The sequence below is a fragment of the Pseudorhodoferax sp. Leaf265 genome (assembly GCF_001422365.1).
Lineage (GTDB): Bacteria > Pseudomonadota > Gammaproteobacteria > Burkholderiales > Burkholderiaceae_C > Pseudorhodoferax.
The window spans coordinates 337,400-350,083 of record NZ_LMMT01000037.1 but is presented as its reverse complement, the minus strand read 5'-3'; the positions used below and the strand labels follow the sequence as shown (position 1 = coordinate 350,083).

Annotated in this window: 11 protein-coding genes; 8 read left to right on the top strand and 3 right to left on the bottom strand. The window is 74.9% G+C overall.

The features are described from left to right. The first annotated feature begins 231 nt into the window (after positions 1-231). The 5 genes from ASF45_RS27135 to ASF45_RS27115 are packed head-to-tail and all read left to right on the top strand — an operon-like array spanning position 232 to position 8,147. Complete coding sequence (locus ASF45_RS27135; protein WP_056670900.1) at positions 232-1,647, top strand: hypothetical protein; 1,416 nt, start codon at positions 232-234, stop codon at positions 1,645-1,647. After that, positions 1,644-3,569, top strand: a complete 1,926-nt coding sequence (locus tag ASF45_RS27130) for an ATP-binding protein (protein WP_056670897.1) — start codon at positions 1,644-1,646, stop codon at positions 3,567-3,569. Before ASF45_RS27135 ends, ASF45_RS27130 begins: the two co-directional genes overlap by 4 nt. After that, the gene (locus tag ASF45_RS27125) at positions 3,569-7,063 is read left to right on the top strand and encodes a hypothetical protein (RefSeq protein ID WP_156473193.1); all 3,495 of its coding nucleotides are present in this window, start codon (positions 3,569-3,571) and stop codon (positions 7,061-7,063) included. The genes ASF45_RS27130 and ASF45_RS27125 overlap by 1 nt, the downstream gene beginning before the upstream one ends. Beyond that, positions 7,060-7,488: an arsenate reductase (glutaredoxin) gene (arsC, locus tag ASF45_RS27120; protein ID WP_369802175.1), complete on the top strand. Its 429-nt coding sequence runs from the start codon at positions 7,060-7,062 to the stop codon at positions 7,486-7,488. The genes ASF45_RS27125 and arsC overlap by 4 nt, the downstream gene beginning before the upstream one ends. Beyond that, positions 7,485-8,147 (top strand): histidine phosphatase family protein, encoded by a 663-nt coding sequence (locus tag ASF45_RS27115; RefSeq protein WP_056670891.1) that lies wholly within the window; start codon positions 7,485-7,487, stop codon positions 8,145-8,147. Before arsC ends, ASF45_RS27115 begins: the two co-directional genes overlap by 4 nt. Positions 8,148-8,150: 3 nt before the next feature. On the opposite strand, the gene ASF45_RS27110 is transcribed toward ASF45_RS27115, so the two are convergent. After that, complete coding sequence (locus tag ASF45_RS27110; protein WP_056670889.1) at positions 8,151-8,792, bottom strand: response regulator; 642 nt, start codon at positions 8,790-8,792, stop codon at positions 8,151-8,153. A 142-nt stretch (positions 8,793-8,934) separates the two neighbouring features. Here ASF45_RS27110 and ASF45_RS27105 point away from each other — a divergent pair, with 142 nt between their 5' ends. Together ASF45_RS27105 and solA are read left to right on the top strand one after the other, a co-directional pair. Continuing rightward, positions 8,935-9,897: an aliphatic sulfonate ABC transporter substrate-binding protein gene (locus ASF45_RS27105; RefSeq protein WP_056670886.1), complete on the top strand. Its 963-nt coding sequence runs from the start codon at positions 8,935-8,937 to the stop codon at positions 9,895-9,897. Positions 9,898-9,913: 16 nt separating this feature from the next. Continuing rightward, on the top strand, positions 9,914-11,164 hold the full coding sequence (gene solA / locus ASF45_RS27100) for an N-methyl-L-tryptophan oxidase (protein ID WP_056670883.1): 1,251 nt from the start codon (positions 9,914-9,916) through the stop codon (positions 11,162-11,164). Here the strand turns inward: solA and ASF45_RS27095 are convergent. Then, entirely contained in the window at positions 11,128-11,961 is an 834-nt protein-coding gene (locus ASF45_RS27095) for a class III extradiol ring-cleavage dioxygenase (protein ID WP_056670879.1), read from the bottom strand. The two genes, solA and ASF45_RS27095, sit on opposite strands and share 37 nt — an antisense overlap. A 92-nt stretch (positions 11,962-12,053) precedes the next feature. On the opposite strand from ASF45_RS27095, the gene ASF45_RS35615 reads away from it, so the two are divergent. Continuing rightward, on the top strand, positions 12,054-12,200 hold the full coding sequence (locus tag ASF45_RS35615) for a hypothetical protein (RefSeq protein ID WP_156473192.1): 147 nt from the start codon (positions 12,054-12,056) through the stop codon (positions 12,198-12,200). A 7-nt stretch (positions 12,201-12,207) separates the two neighbouring features. Here the strand turns inward: ASF45_RS35615 and ASF45_RS27090 are convergent, their stop codons facing one another. Beyond that, a complete protein-coding gene (locus ASF45_RS27090) occupies positions 12,208-12,561 on the bottom strand; it encodes a thioredoxin family protein (RefSeq protein WP_056670876.1) in 354 nt (117 codons plus the stop codon). Positions 12,562-12,684: the final 123 nt, after the last annotated feature.

Genomic DNA, 12,684 nt, shown 5'->3' with positions numbered 1-12,684 from the left:
CCGGGCAACCTGCGGTGCTCGCGGCCTGGGCGCATTGCACAACTCGCACCACTCACTGCGTTCGTTCAGCTCGAACAAGTGCAATGAGTCAGATGTTGAAGCGCGAGGTTCCCCGCGCCGCCCAGGCCCCTGCGCTCCTCGGCGTGGGCACAGGGGCCCCGGGAGCGGGGTCGCACACAGGCCTTCGCTGCGCTCGGCCTCGAAACTTCCCGACACTGAGGCCTGACCACCATGCCCGCTGCCCAGCGCACCGTCCGCCACCTGCGCCTGCAGGCCCCCGGCGCCGAGCAGGCGCGCCGGCTGCTGCCGGTGCTGGAGGATGCGCTGCGCTGCGCCAGCCTGGGCGATGGCGAAGGCACGCGGCTGCTCGTGGTGCGCCGACTCGCGCTGGGGCCTGTGGCCCCCGGCATCACGGCGCCGACCCTGGCGCAACGCGTCGAGGAGCGGCTGGCCGAGGCCACGCGGCATTGGGTCGGCGCGGACAGCGACAGCGCCGCCGGCGCGGCCTGCGTCGCCTTCGCCGGCGCGCTGGACGCGCGCGTGCAGCTGGCACTGCGGCGGCTGCGGGGCGCGCCCTGCGCGGCCTGGTACTGGCCGCTGGCGGTGCCCGAGTGCGCGGCCGCCATGGGTCCGGCCGACCAACTGCAGCGCATGGCCTGGACCATCGCAGGCTGGCCCGAGGCCCGCGTGGCGCTGCCGGCCTGGGCCGCGGCGCTCGCGCAGGCGGGCCATGCCGTGGCGCTGGGCCGCGCGCTGGCGCCGGTGCAGGGCGCGGCCCTGCTGGCGCGCGCCGGACTGCCGCCGCCCGCGGCCGAGGCAGCCCGGCCGGTGGCCGCCGCGGCGCCCGCACCGGCGCTGCCGGCCTGGCTGGAGCAGCTGCTGCGGCACACGCAGGGCATGCACACCGCCGGTGCTGCCGTGCCACCCCCCGCCCTGGCGGATGCGCCGCCCCCTTCCGACGCGACGGCGCCGCCGGCCACATGCGCCGCGGCGGCATCGGATGCCGCGCAGGACACCCTCCCACCCACGGCGCCGGCACGGCCGCTGCGCGCAGACACGCCGCAACGCAGCCCGCGCCGCACGCCGCACGCCGCCCCCGCCGCACCGCCCAGGTCCGCGTCCCCCACCGCCGCCGGGCCGGCCTGGCGCACCCCGACCCGCCACGGCGGCCTGCTGTTCCTGCTGCCGCTGCTGGCCCGGCTGGGCCTGCCGGACTGGCTGGCACCGGACGACCAGCGCTTTGCCGCCCTGGTGCTGCGCGCCGCCCTGCTGCGCCTGCGCGCTCCGGCCGACGATCCGGCCTGGGGGCTGGCCGCCACGGCGGCCGAGGCCGCGGCCGCCCCGCTGCGCCCGGCCGCGCCGGCCGGCTGGTCCGCAGGCCTGGACCGCCGCACCACGCGTGGTGCCCAGGCGTCCACCTGGCTGGCCGCGTGCCGCCTGCAGCTGCGGCGCGCGGGCGGCCCGCCGCTGGCCGGTCTCGTGCGGCGCCCGGCCGGCCTGGCGCTGACCGCCACGCACGCCGACCTGTTCTTCGCGCTGGACCAGACCGACCTGGCCGTGCGTCGCCTGGGCCTGGACATCGACCCCGGCTGGCTGCCCTGGTTCGGCCGCGTGGTCGGTTTCCACTACGGCGGGCACGCGCCATGAACGCCCCGCAGCCCCAGGCCGCACTGCAGCTGCTGCCACTGCACCGGCTCGCGCTGGCCGCGTTGCTGCCGCCGGCCGATGCGCAGGCCGGCCCCGAGGCCGGCTGGCTGGCCGCCGCCGGCGCCACCGATCCGGCCAGCGCGCTGCAGGCCTGGCTGGCCGAACCGCCGGCCGAAGACCGGCTGCTGCACGCGCTGGCCCGCACGCTGCCGCTGCTGCCGCTGGAACTGGTCGCGGTGGCACTGGCCATGGCCGTCGAACTCGACGCGATGGCCGCGCGCGCCGTGGCCTGGCTGCAGGCACCAGCCGGAGGATCGCGGCCCACGGTGGGCCTGGTGGTCGCGGCCACGCAGGCACTGGGCCTGGAGGCGCCATTGGCGGCCCTGCTCGACGGCGCGGCACGCGCGGCCGGCCTGCTGCTCGGTGACGCCGAGCCCGCGCCGCGCCCGCTGCCCGAGCAGGCGCTGCGCGTGCCCTTGCCGCTGGTGCTGGCGCTGCGCGATGGCGCCTCGCGCTGGCCCGGGGCGGCGCTGGAGCCGCCGGCCTTCGCCGTCGCGCCCTCCCTGCGCGAGGCCGCGCAGCGCCAGGCCCAGGCGCTGCAGGCCGGTTCGGGCGAGCTCGTGGTGCGCAGCGGCCATCCGCGCGAGGCGCGCAACGCGGCGGCCTGGGTGGTGCATGCGCTGGGTCGCCGGCCGGCGTTCTTCGAGCAGGACCCCGCGCCCGGCGCGGGCCTGTGGCTGGCGCTGTGCGGCTGCGTGCCGGTGCTGTGCGCCGAACTGGCGCCCGGCGAAGCGCGCCGCCTGCCCACGCTGCCCGGTTACCACGGCCCGCTGCTCGTGGCCAGCGGCACCGAGGGCAGCTTCGAGCGCGACGGCAGCACCGTCGGCAGCTGGCGCGTGCCGCTGCCCCCGCCGGACGAACGGGCCGCGCTGTGGCAGCCGCTGCTGGGCGACGCGGCGCTGGCGCGCAGCGCCGGCCGCCAGTACCGCTACGACGCGGCACGCATCGCGCAGATCGGCCAGGCGGCGCGTTACCAGGCCCGGCTGGCCGCGGCGCCCGCGCCGCTGCTCGCGCACGTGGCGGAGGCGGCCCGCAGCGGCCTGGCGGCCGAGCTCGGCACGCTGGCCGAGCGGATGCCCGAGGCCATCGCCGACACGGTGCTGACCGTGCCAGCGCCGTTGCGCGAGGCGCTGGCCGCGCTGCGCCAGCGCTGCGCGCTGCGCGAGAACCTGGCCGACGGACTCGGGGCCTCGACCCGGGCGCGCTACCGGCCCGGCGTGCGTGCGCTGTTCGTCGGGCCCTCGGGCACCGGCAAGACGCTGGCCGCGGGCTGGCTGGCCACGCAGCTGGGCTTGCCGCTGTACCGCGTGGACGCGGCCGCCATCAGCAGCAAGTACATCGGCGAGACCGAGAAGAACCTGGCCCAGCTGTTCGCGCGCGCCGAGCACGCCGAGGTGGTCCTGCTGTTCGACGAGGCCGATGCGCTGTTCGGCAAGCGCACCGACGTGAAGGAATCGAACGACCGCTTCGCCAACGCGCAGACCAACTACCTGCTGCAGCGCATCGAGTCCTTCGAGGGCATCGCGCTGCTGACCAGCAACAGCCGCGGGCGCTTCGACAGCGCATTCACGCGGCGGCTCGACGCCATCCTCGACTTTCCGCAGCCCACGCCGCAGGAGCGCCGCGCGCTGTGGATCGGCCACCTCGGCGACGGCCACGCGCTCGGCGACGGCGAGCTGAACCGGCTGGCCACCGCCTGCGAACTCAGCGGCGGCCACATCCGCAACATCGTGCTGGCCGCCGCGGCGCGCGCGCGGCACGCGGGCCGCCCGATCGGCTATGGCGACGCGCTGGCCGCCGTGGCGGCGGAATGCCGCAAGCTCGGCCGGCAGGCGCCGGCCAGCCTGGCGCCGGAGGCCTGATGGGCACCGCGCTGGCCCCACCGCGTCCCGCGCGCGAGAGCGTGCGCCGCCACCCGGGCGCGGCGCCCGCGGACAGCGCGGCCCTGCCACAGGCAACGGCGGCCCCGCCCGCCGCGCCGACCGGCGTGCCGCGCTACCTGGCGGCGTTCGCGCAACCGGCGTTCGCGCAACCGGCGCCCGCGCCAGCGGCGCGTGGCACGGAACAGTCCGAGACGGGCGCCCTGCCTGCCACCTCCGGCGACGCGCCGCGCACCGCACCGCAGGACGCCGCCGCCACGGCCAGGACCGGCGCAGACCTCGCCGAAGACGGCCTGGAGCCCGCCGAAGCGGCACCGGATGCGCAGGCGCCGAGCGCGGCGCAGTCCGTGGCCGCCACGGTGATCGGGCCTTCGGCAGCGGCCAGCGCCAGCGAAGACGTCGACGACCGCGTCATGCGCGGCGAACTGGCCGAAGTGCTTGCCATGGGCGGCATCCAGGCCGAGCGGAGCGCGGGCCAGCCCACGGTCCTGGCGCCGAGCGGGCCGATGCCCGAGGAGCAACCGACGCCGGCTGCCGCCCTCGAACCACCGCGGGCGCAGTCCGCCCCCGCGGCCGCGGCCGCAGGCCCCGCCCCGGCCGCAGAACCGCCCGCGGGCGAGCGCACCATCGTAGAAGAGCTCGCGGCCGGAACCCAGGCGCTGGAGCAGGCGCAGCAGGCTGCGATGCCCGGCGAAGAAGGGCCGTCTCCGCACGCGGACGATGCGCCGTCCGCCGCAGGACCGGGGGAAGGAGCCGCGGATGCCGCGCCGCTGCCCACAGACGTGCCACCGCCGGATCCGGCCGCATTGCAGGCCGCGATTCCGGAGCGCGAGCCGACCCAGCAGGAGTTCCTCGAACTGTTCGAATCCGGCACCAGCCCGGAGCAGGACCGCGCCCAGGTGGCGGCGCTGCTCGCCGCGCTGCGCGCAGAGGCCGAGACGCACAAGGCCGCCATCGCCACCGAAGCCGAGACCCAGAAGGCCCTGCTCCTCGCCGGTGTACAGGAGCAGGCCGCGGCCGTGCAGCGGGATGCGGCCGCGCTGCGCGCGCGCATCGGCGCGCACTGCGCGGGCGCCCGGGCCGCGCGCGTGGCCGCCACGGCGCAGAGCCGGGCGCAGCTCTCCACGCAGATCGCCGGCCAGGTCGCTGCGCTCGAGGCCGAATCGGCGCTGCGCACCGCGGACGCCGAAGGCCAGCTCGCGCAGCGTACGCTGCAGATGAGCGAGGCGGCCGCGGCGCGCAGCCGCGAACCCGGGAGCATCGCGGAACAGGAGGTCGCGCGCTCGGACCGGGAACTGGAGGCCGCGGCCGGCCAATGCGAGCAGGCCGGCCGCGCCGAGGCGGCGCGCCATCCCGGCAGCGAGGAGCCGAATCCGGACAAGCGCGCGGCCGCGCTGGAAGTGGCCACCGAGAGTGCAGCGGACATCCGCGACAAGAAGCCCTCGCTGGCCGCGGACGTGCGCGAGCGGGCCGCCGAGTTCTCCGGCGGCTACTTCGCGTACGCGGACAGCGTCAACGCGCAGATCGCGCAGGCGCGCGCCGACCTGATCCCGCTGCTCGCCGAGGCCGCGGCCGCGGCGATCGCCGAACTGCAGGCCAGCGAAGCCGGCGCCGCTGCCGGCCTGGACGAGCGGCTCGCCACGGACCTGGCGGCCCTGGACGCCGCCGAGGCCGGCGCGCTGGCGCAGGTGGACGCCGCCAGCGCCCGGACGCTCGCGTCGATCCGGCAGGCCGCGCAGGCAGCAGCGGCGCGCCTGGACGGCGACGCGGCCACGCTGCAGGCCGGCATCGACGCCAGCCTGCAGGAAACCGAGGCGGTCGCGAGCGGCGCCGCAGAGCCGCTGCCCGGCGGCATGCGCGACGTCATCGAGGCGACGCGCGCCGCCATCGCCGCGAGCGCCGCGGACGGCTGCGCGGGCCTGGCCCAGTCGGCCACGGCCACGCTCGGCCAGTTGGCCGAGGCGGCGGCCGGGTTTGCCACGCAGGCCGACGCGCTGGAAAGCGCGGCCGCGCGCGCATCGGCCGCGGTCGTGCAGAGCGGCAGCGCTGCGGCCGCGGCGGTGCTCGCGGGCCAGGCCAGCCAGGGCGAGAGCGCCATCGCCGCGCTCGCCAGCCGCCAGGAGCAGCTGAGTGCGGGCGTCATGGCCGAGATCGACACCGCGATCGCGCAGGCAACGGCCGAGCTGGACGCCATCAACACCCGGTTCGCCGGCGACCTGCGCAGCGCGGTGAACGAGGGCATCGCCCAGGCCATCCTGCCGCGCACCGACCAGGTCGAGGACCGCGCGCAGGAAGCCGCCGCGCAGGTGGACGACGGCTGGTTCTCCGGGCTGGTGCGGGCGATCGGGCAGATCGTGGTCGGGCTGCTCATCATGGTGGCGGTGGCTCTGGTCGTCGCCGCCATCGCCGCCGCATTCGGCGTGATCCTCACGGCCTGGACCGCGGTCATGATCGCCGGCGCGATCCTGCTGGTGGTGGGCTTCGTGCTCGCGGTCGCCGCGCGTAGCGGGCAGGCGGAACTCTCGGACAGCCCCTGGTATGCCATCGCCGGCTATGCGCTGGCAGACACCGTGGGCATCACCGGCATCGCCGAAGGCATCACCGGACACGATTTCGTCACGGGACGGGCGCTCACCCAGGGCGAGCAGACCGAACGCGGCGTCATGGGTGCGTTCACGCTGGTGAGCCTGGTGCTGGGCGCGCGCGCCGCGATCAAGGGGCCGCCGGGCGGTGCCTTCTTCCGGCCCAACCTGGTCCCGCGCGGCTGGGTGGGCTGGCGCGCCGCGCTGCCGCAGGCCTGGCGCGGCATGCGCGTCACGGGCATCGAGATGTACACCGGCCTGCGCCTGGGCGCGCGCAACCTGAACGAGTGGGTGCGCACCCGCGTGCTGGGCGCGGAGCCGACGCGCGCACCGCCCGAACTGCTGGATGCGGTCGGCGAGCCCTCGACCGCCGAGACCCTGCGGGAAGCCGAGATGCCCTACCGCAACCCGCCCGAGATGATGACCGCGCGCCGCGGCCAGCCCATCGACGTGAGCCAGCTCGATCCGGCACGCAGGTACCTCTGGGTGGTGGACGCCGAGGGCAACTTCATCATCGCGCCGGAGAACCAGCCCGGCTTCAAGTCGCGCGTGGTGCACGGCGACCTGACGCCGGGCGCGGGTGGCGAGTTCCGCGGCACGGCCCGCGCCGCCGGGGAGCTGAACGCGCGCGTGGGTCCCAACGGCGAGGTCACCTGGGTCATGGACAGCGATTCGAGCTACAGCTTCAACCGCTCCGACGGCGCCGTCCTCGGCGAGCCGAGCCGCACGGCCGCGCACGATGTGCTGACCGACACCGGCACCAACACCGAGTCCATCGATGTCCAGGCCGGAGACGGCTGGCCGCTGACCGAGCCGCGGCCGCCCCGGCCGGGCGCGGCACCGGTCGTGCCGCCACTGCGGCTGCCGGAAGAATCCGACGCGACTGCGCCATGACGGCGCCGCCCGGCCATGGGGGCAATGGCTGGGCCAGGCCGCTCGGCAGCGCCGCCGTCCGTATCATCGACCGCATGCACGCCACCATCTTCCACAACCCCGCCTGCAGCAATTCGCGCAGCGCGCTGGCGCTGCTGCGCCAGCGCGGCATCGAACCCGAGATCGTCGAGTACCTCCAGACCCCGCCCACGGCCGAGCGGCTGGCGGGCGTCATCGCCGCCATGGGCATCACGCCACGCGAGCTGCTGCGCAGCAAGGAGGCGCTCTACGCTGAACTGGGCCTGGACGACGCGAAGTGGACCGATGCGCAGCTGATCGCGCAGATGGTGCAGCACCCCGTGCTCATGAACCGGCCCATTGTCGAGACGCCGCGCGGCACCCGGTTGTGCCGCCCCGGCGAGCTGGTGCTGGACCTCATCGCATGAAGACCATCACCCTGGTGCGCCATGGCGAGAGCGAGGCCAATGCGGGCCTGCCCAGCGGCGACCCGGCCCTGATCCCGCTCACCGCCACCGGCATCGCCCAGGCCGCGCACTGGGCCCGCAGCATGGACTGGCAGCCGGCCCAGGTGTTCAGCTCCTACTACCAGCGCGCGCAGCACACGGCCGCGCCCTGCGCCGCGCGCTGGCGGCTGCCGATCGAGACCATCGAGAACCTGCACGAGTTCGTGACCTTGCCGCCCGACGAGGTGGCCGGCACCACCAACCTCGCGCGCAAGCCGCTCATCGATGCCTACTGGGCGCGCGCCGAGCCCGCGCACTGCACGGGCCCGGGGGCCGAGAGCTTCCTGGCCTTCGCCGGCCGCGTGGACCAGGTGCGCGTGCGGCTGGAGGCCCTGCCCGACCGCAGCGTGGTGTTCGGCCACGGCATGTGGCTGGCCATGCTGGTCTGGCGCTGCATGGGCTTTCCGGTGGACAGCACGCGCGCCATGCAGGCCTTCCGCGCGTTCCAGCTCGGCCTGCCCATGCCCAACTGCTGCAGCTACGCGCTGCATGGCGACGACGGGCACTGGGCGATCCGCTTCGCCGCGGCGCTGCCGCGCGCCCTGCCCACGCCAGGCGAGCAGGCGATGCAGATCCAGTAGCGTTCAGGGCAGCACGCCGAGCAGGCTGGTGCCCGAGGCCGTGATGTCGCTGGCGCCGGCCTGCAGCGCCTCGTCGCGCCAGCGCTGCGCGGCGTCGACGCTGCAGTAGATGTACAGCGGCACCTCGGTGCCCTGCGCCCGCAGCCGGCGCACGAGGTCGATGCCGGCGGTGCGGCCTTCGGGCCGGCCCATGTCGGTGACCACCACGTCGTAGCGCTGCGCCGCGAACCTGGCCAGGCCCTCGTCGGTGCTCAGCGCGGTGTCCACCTCGACGCCGCGCTCCTGCAAGGCGGCGATCAGGTAGCTGTTGTTGCGCGGCACGTCGTCGACCCACAGCACGCGGTGCCCGCGCGCCGGCTGCACCGTGCGGGCGGCCATCGGTGCCGCGGCGGCCTCGGGTGGCGGGCCGAGGCGTTTCTCGAGTTCCGCGAGCTTGGTCTGCAGGTCCAGCACCACCTGGCTTTGCTGCTCTGCCGCCTCTTCCATGCTCAGTTCGTTGCCGGCGATGGCGATCTTGAACTTGCGCTGCTTGGCCGAGGCGATCAGTTCGCCGACCGGGCCGCGCAGCCAGACCAGCAGGAAGGCACAGACCGCAGGCCAGGCCAGCGCTGCGAGGGCGGAAACCAGAGCGGCAAAATCCTGCATGGCGGATGCTCCCCATCGAGGCCTGGGCGGCGACGCGTCGACTGTAGCCGCAGCGCGCGCATATGCACATGCGAAGTTCTTCGTGGCGCTGGTGCCGCAGCCTGCCTACGCTCGGCGCCATCGTCACCACGGATCCTCCCCCATGTCCCTTCCCCTGCGCCGCCGCCAGGCCCTGCAACTCGCTGCCGCCGGTGCCGCCCTGCTGGGCGCGCCCGCCTTGCGCGCCCAAGCCCCGCGCACCATCCGCATCGGTTACCAGAAGTTCAACACGCTCAACATCCTCAAGGGCACGGGCCAGCTCGAAAAGGCGCTCGCGGACCAGGGCGCCAAGGTCGAGTGGCACGAGTTCCTGGGCGGCGGCCAGCTGTCCGAGGCGCTGGCCGCCGGCGCCATCGACTTCGGCCACGCCTCCGACGGCATCGGCGTGTTCCAACAGGCCAGCCACAAGGGGCTGGCCTACCTCGCGGCCGAAAGCCCCTACCCGCGCGGCGTGGGTTTCCTGGTGCCGGCGAATGCGCCGTTCAAGACCGTGGCCGATCTCAAGGGCCAGCGCGTGGCCACCGGCCGCGGCTACAACAGCCAGTACATCCTGATCCGCGCGCTGGAGGCCGCCGGCCTGCGCTACGAGGACGTGGAAGCGGTCTACATCGTGACGGCCTCGGACACCGTGGCCGCGCTGCAATCGGGCAGCGTCGCCGCCATCGGCCTGTGGGACCCGTTCCTGGCCGGCGCCCAGGTGGCCACCGGCGCGCGGCTGCTGTTCGACGGCACCGGCCTGTCGGCCAACCGCACCTACCACTTCGCCCGGCCCGAGGTGGCGCGCGCGCAGCAGGACCTGCTGCGCACGGTGTTCGCCGAACTGCGCAAGGCCAACGCCTGGTCGCAGGCCAACCCCAAGGAGGTGGTGGCGACGCTGGCACCGCAGCTCAAGGTCGACCCGCAGGTGCTGGCGCTGGCCACCGAGCGGCGCGCCTACGGCGTGGTGCCACTCAGCGACGCCATCGCGCAGGACCAGCAGCTGCTGGCCGATGCCTTCGCCAAGATCAAGCTGATTCCCAGGCCCGTGCAGGTCAAGGACGCGTTCCTGAACCTGGGCATCGTTTGAGGTCCAATCCCGCCCCATGAGCAGCAACGACGAACCCTATGACGTGGCCGTGGTCGGCCTGGGTGCGCTGGGCAGCGCCATCGTGCGGCCGCTGGCCGAGCGCGGCGCGCGCGTGCTGGGGCTGGACCGGCATGCGCCGCCGCACGACCTGGGCTCCTCGCACGGCGAGTCGCGCATCACGCGCCTGGCCATCGGCGAAGGCGATGCCTACGTGCCGCTGGTGCGGCGCTCGCACGCGATCTGGCGCGCACTCGAACGCCAGACCGGCGTGCCGCTGTACGAGGCCACCGGCGGCCTGGTGCTGGGCAGCGAGCGCAGCCGGCGCACGCACCACGGCAAGCCCGACTTCCTGCAGCGCACCATCGGCAGCGCGCAGCGCCACGGCATCGCGCACGAACTGCTGGACGCGCGTGAGATCCGGCGCCGCTTTCCGCCGTTCGCGCTGCGCGGCGACGAGATCGGCTACTGGGAACCCGAGGCCGGCCTGGTGCGGCCCGAGCAGGCCATCCGCGCGCAGCTGGCCGTGGCCCGCGCCTCCGGCGCGCACCTGCGCACGGGCGAGACCGTGCTGGCTCTGGAGCCGCACGGCGACGGCAGCGTCACGCTGGCCACCGACCAGGGCCGCTACCGCGCGCGCCAGGTGGTGCTGTCGGCCGGCGCCTGGCTACCCGGGCTGCTGCAGGGCCTGGGCCAGGACGCCTGGGCGGCCTGGGCCGGCGAATTCGCGGTGTACCGCCAGGTCATGCACTGGTATGCGCTGCAGCCCGACGCGGCACCGGCCTTCGTGCCGGGCCGCTTTCCGGTCTTCATCTGGATGTACGGCGACGGCGAGGAAGACTACTTCTACGGCTTCCCCTCGCTCGATCCGCAGCAGCCGGCGCTCAAGGTGGCGACCGAGCAGTACGCCGCGCCGACCACGCCCGAAGCGTTGCGCCGCGAGGTCGGCGTTGAGGAGGCCGCGGCCATGCATGCCAGCCGCGTGGCCGGCCGCTTTCCGCAAGCCGGGCCGCAGGCGCTGCAGTCGCGCGCCTGCATGTACACGGTCACGCGCGACCGCGATTTCGTGGTCGACCGGCTCGGCGACGGCCTGCCCGTCTGGGTGGCCTCGGCCTGCTCGGGCCACGGCTTCAAGCACTCGGCCGGACTCGGCGAGGCGATCGCGCTCAAGCTGCTGGACGTGGGCACGGGCGCGCTGTTGGCCTCGTTCCAGCGGCGCGCCGCGCCCGTGGCTCAGGCGGCGTCGCCGGCCGCCGCGCCGAACCGGTAGCTCGACACCGAGAGCCCGCCCACGAAGTCGCTCTCGTGGTAGACGCGGGCGGCCTGTTCGCCCTCGGCCGCGCCGACCGCCACCATGAGCGGAATCAGGTGCTCCTCGCGCGGATGCGCGATGCGCGCGGCCGGGGCCTGCTCCCAGTCGACCAGGGCCTGGCTGCGCTGCGCGGGCGCGTTGGCCATGGCCTGGCCCAGCCAGTCGTCGAAGGCCTTGGACGGTGCCGCCGCCTGCGGGCCGAAGGCGCGCAGGTTGTGGTAGCTCAGGCCGCTGCCCACGATCAGCACGTCCTCGTCGCGCAGCGGCGCCAGCGCCCGGCCCAGCGCCAGGTGCTCGGCCGGGTCCAGGCCGCGCCGCAGCGACAGCTGCAACACCGGCACGTCGGCCTGCGGGTAGATCGCCTGCATGGGCGAGAACATGCCGTGGTCGTAGCCGCGCTCGGCGTCCACGGCCGCCGGCAGGCCGGCTGCCTGCACCAGCGCCTGCACGCGCACTGCGAGGGCCGGCGCGCCCGGCGAGCGGTAGTGCACCTGGTAGGTGTGCGGCGGAAAACCGCCGTAGTCGTAGATCATCCCGGGCTGGGCCGTGGCCTGCACCGTGAAGGCCGGCGCCTCCCAGTGCGCAGACACCATCAGCACCGCTGCCGGCTTGCGGCCGAGCTGGCGCGGCATGTCGGCCAGCGCGGCCTCCAGCTTCGCGTAGGTGTTGCCCATCTCGGCCTTCATCCAGGGCCAGGGGCCGCCGCCGTGGGAGATGAAGTAGGTGGGCAAGCGGGAGGTCGGGGGAGTGGTCATGGGCTGCGGAGCGAGAACGGTGTTGCACCACATATTAGGCCGGCACGTCGGTTTGCAAAGGCCGGTGCACGAACAGCCAACGCTAAGATTCTTTGCACACCGGCCTCATCTTCGGCGGCCTGTTGGCCGCACCGTTCGCGGCCGTGCTCACGCGCCATGCGCCGACCAAGCTGCTGCTGGCCATCGTCGGCCTGCTGATCTCCGCGCTCAGCGCCTACAACCTGGCCAAGCTGTTCTGAAAAGGGCTCAACGCGCGCGCAGCAGGTCCAGTAGCTGCCGCGCGGCCGGGTCCACCCCGGCGGCCGGCTGCTGCAGGCCCTGCAGCAGCCGCTCGACCACCGGCCCCGTGGGCTGCACGGGCCCGCAGAACAGCGGCGTGGCGCCGTCGGCGATCAGGAGCACCGGGAAGGTCTCGATGTCCAGGATGTCCAGCACGGCCTCCTGCGCATCCACGTCGACCCAGACGAAATGCTCCTGCGGATGGGCGGCCGCCAGCGCATCGAAGCGGGCACGCCACTCGCGGCAGACACCGCACCACTCGGCGCACAGGCAGTAGACATGGCGCCCGGCGGGGCGCGGTTCGGGGGCGTTGGCAGACATGGGGCGCCATCATGCCAAAGCCGGCCCGACCGCGTGCTGACCCACCGCGCACGTCATCGCACAACCTGCGCCGGGGCGGCCGCGACAGCAGCATCTGCCATTCGCCAGACATGTCGGCATGTT

Excerpts from the sequence above, each read along its gene's own strand:
- ASF45_RS27135 (WP_056670900.1), top strand. The coding sequence starts at position 232 with ATGCCCGCTGCCCAGCGCACCGTCCGCCACCTGCGCCTGCAGGCCCCC.
- solA (WP_056670883.1), top strand. The coding sequence starts at position 9,914 with ATGAGCAGCAACGACGAACCCTATGACGTGGCCGTGGTCGGCCTGGGT.
- ASF45_RS27090 (WP_056670876.1), bottom strand. The coding sequence starts at position 12,561 with ATGTCTGCCAACGCCCCCGAACCGCGCCCCGCCGGGCGCCATGTCTAC.
- ASF45_RS27130 (WP_056670897.1), top strand. The coding sequence starts at position 1,644 with ATGAACGCCCCGCAGCCCCAGGCCGCACTGCAGCTGCTGCCACTGCAC.
- ASF45_RS27110 (WP_056670889.1), bottom strand. The coding sequence starts at position 8,792 with ATGCAGGATTTTGCCGCTCTGGTTTCCGCCCTCGCAGCGCTGGCCTGG.
- arsC (WP_369802175.1), top strand. The coding sequence starts at position 7,060 with ATGACGGCGCCGCCCGGCCATGGGGGCAATGGCTGGGCCAGGCCGCTC.
- ASF45_RS27095 (WP_056670879.1), bottom strand. The coding sequence starts at position 11,961 with ATGACCACTCCCCCGACCTCCCGCTTGCCCACCTACTTCATCTCCCAC.
- ASF45_RS27125 (WP_156473193.1), top strand. The coding sequence starts at position 3,569 with ATGGGCACCGCGCTGGCCCCACCGCGTCCCGCGCGCGAGAGCGTGCGC.
- ASF45_RS27105 (WP_056670886.1), top strand. The coding sequence starts at position 8,935 with ATGTCCCTTCCCCTGCGCCGCCGCCAGGCCCTGCAACTCGCTGCCGCC.
- ASF45_RS27115 (WP_056670891.1), top strand. The coding sequence starts at position 7,485 with ATGAAGACCATCACCCTGGTGCGCCATGGCGAGAGCGAGGCCAATGCG.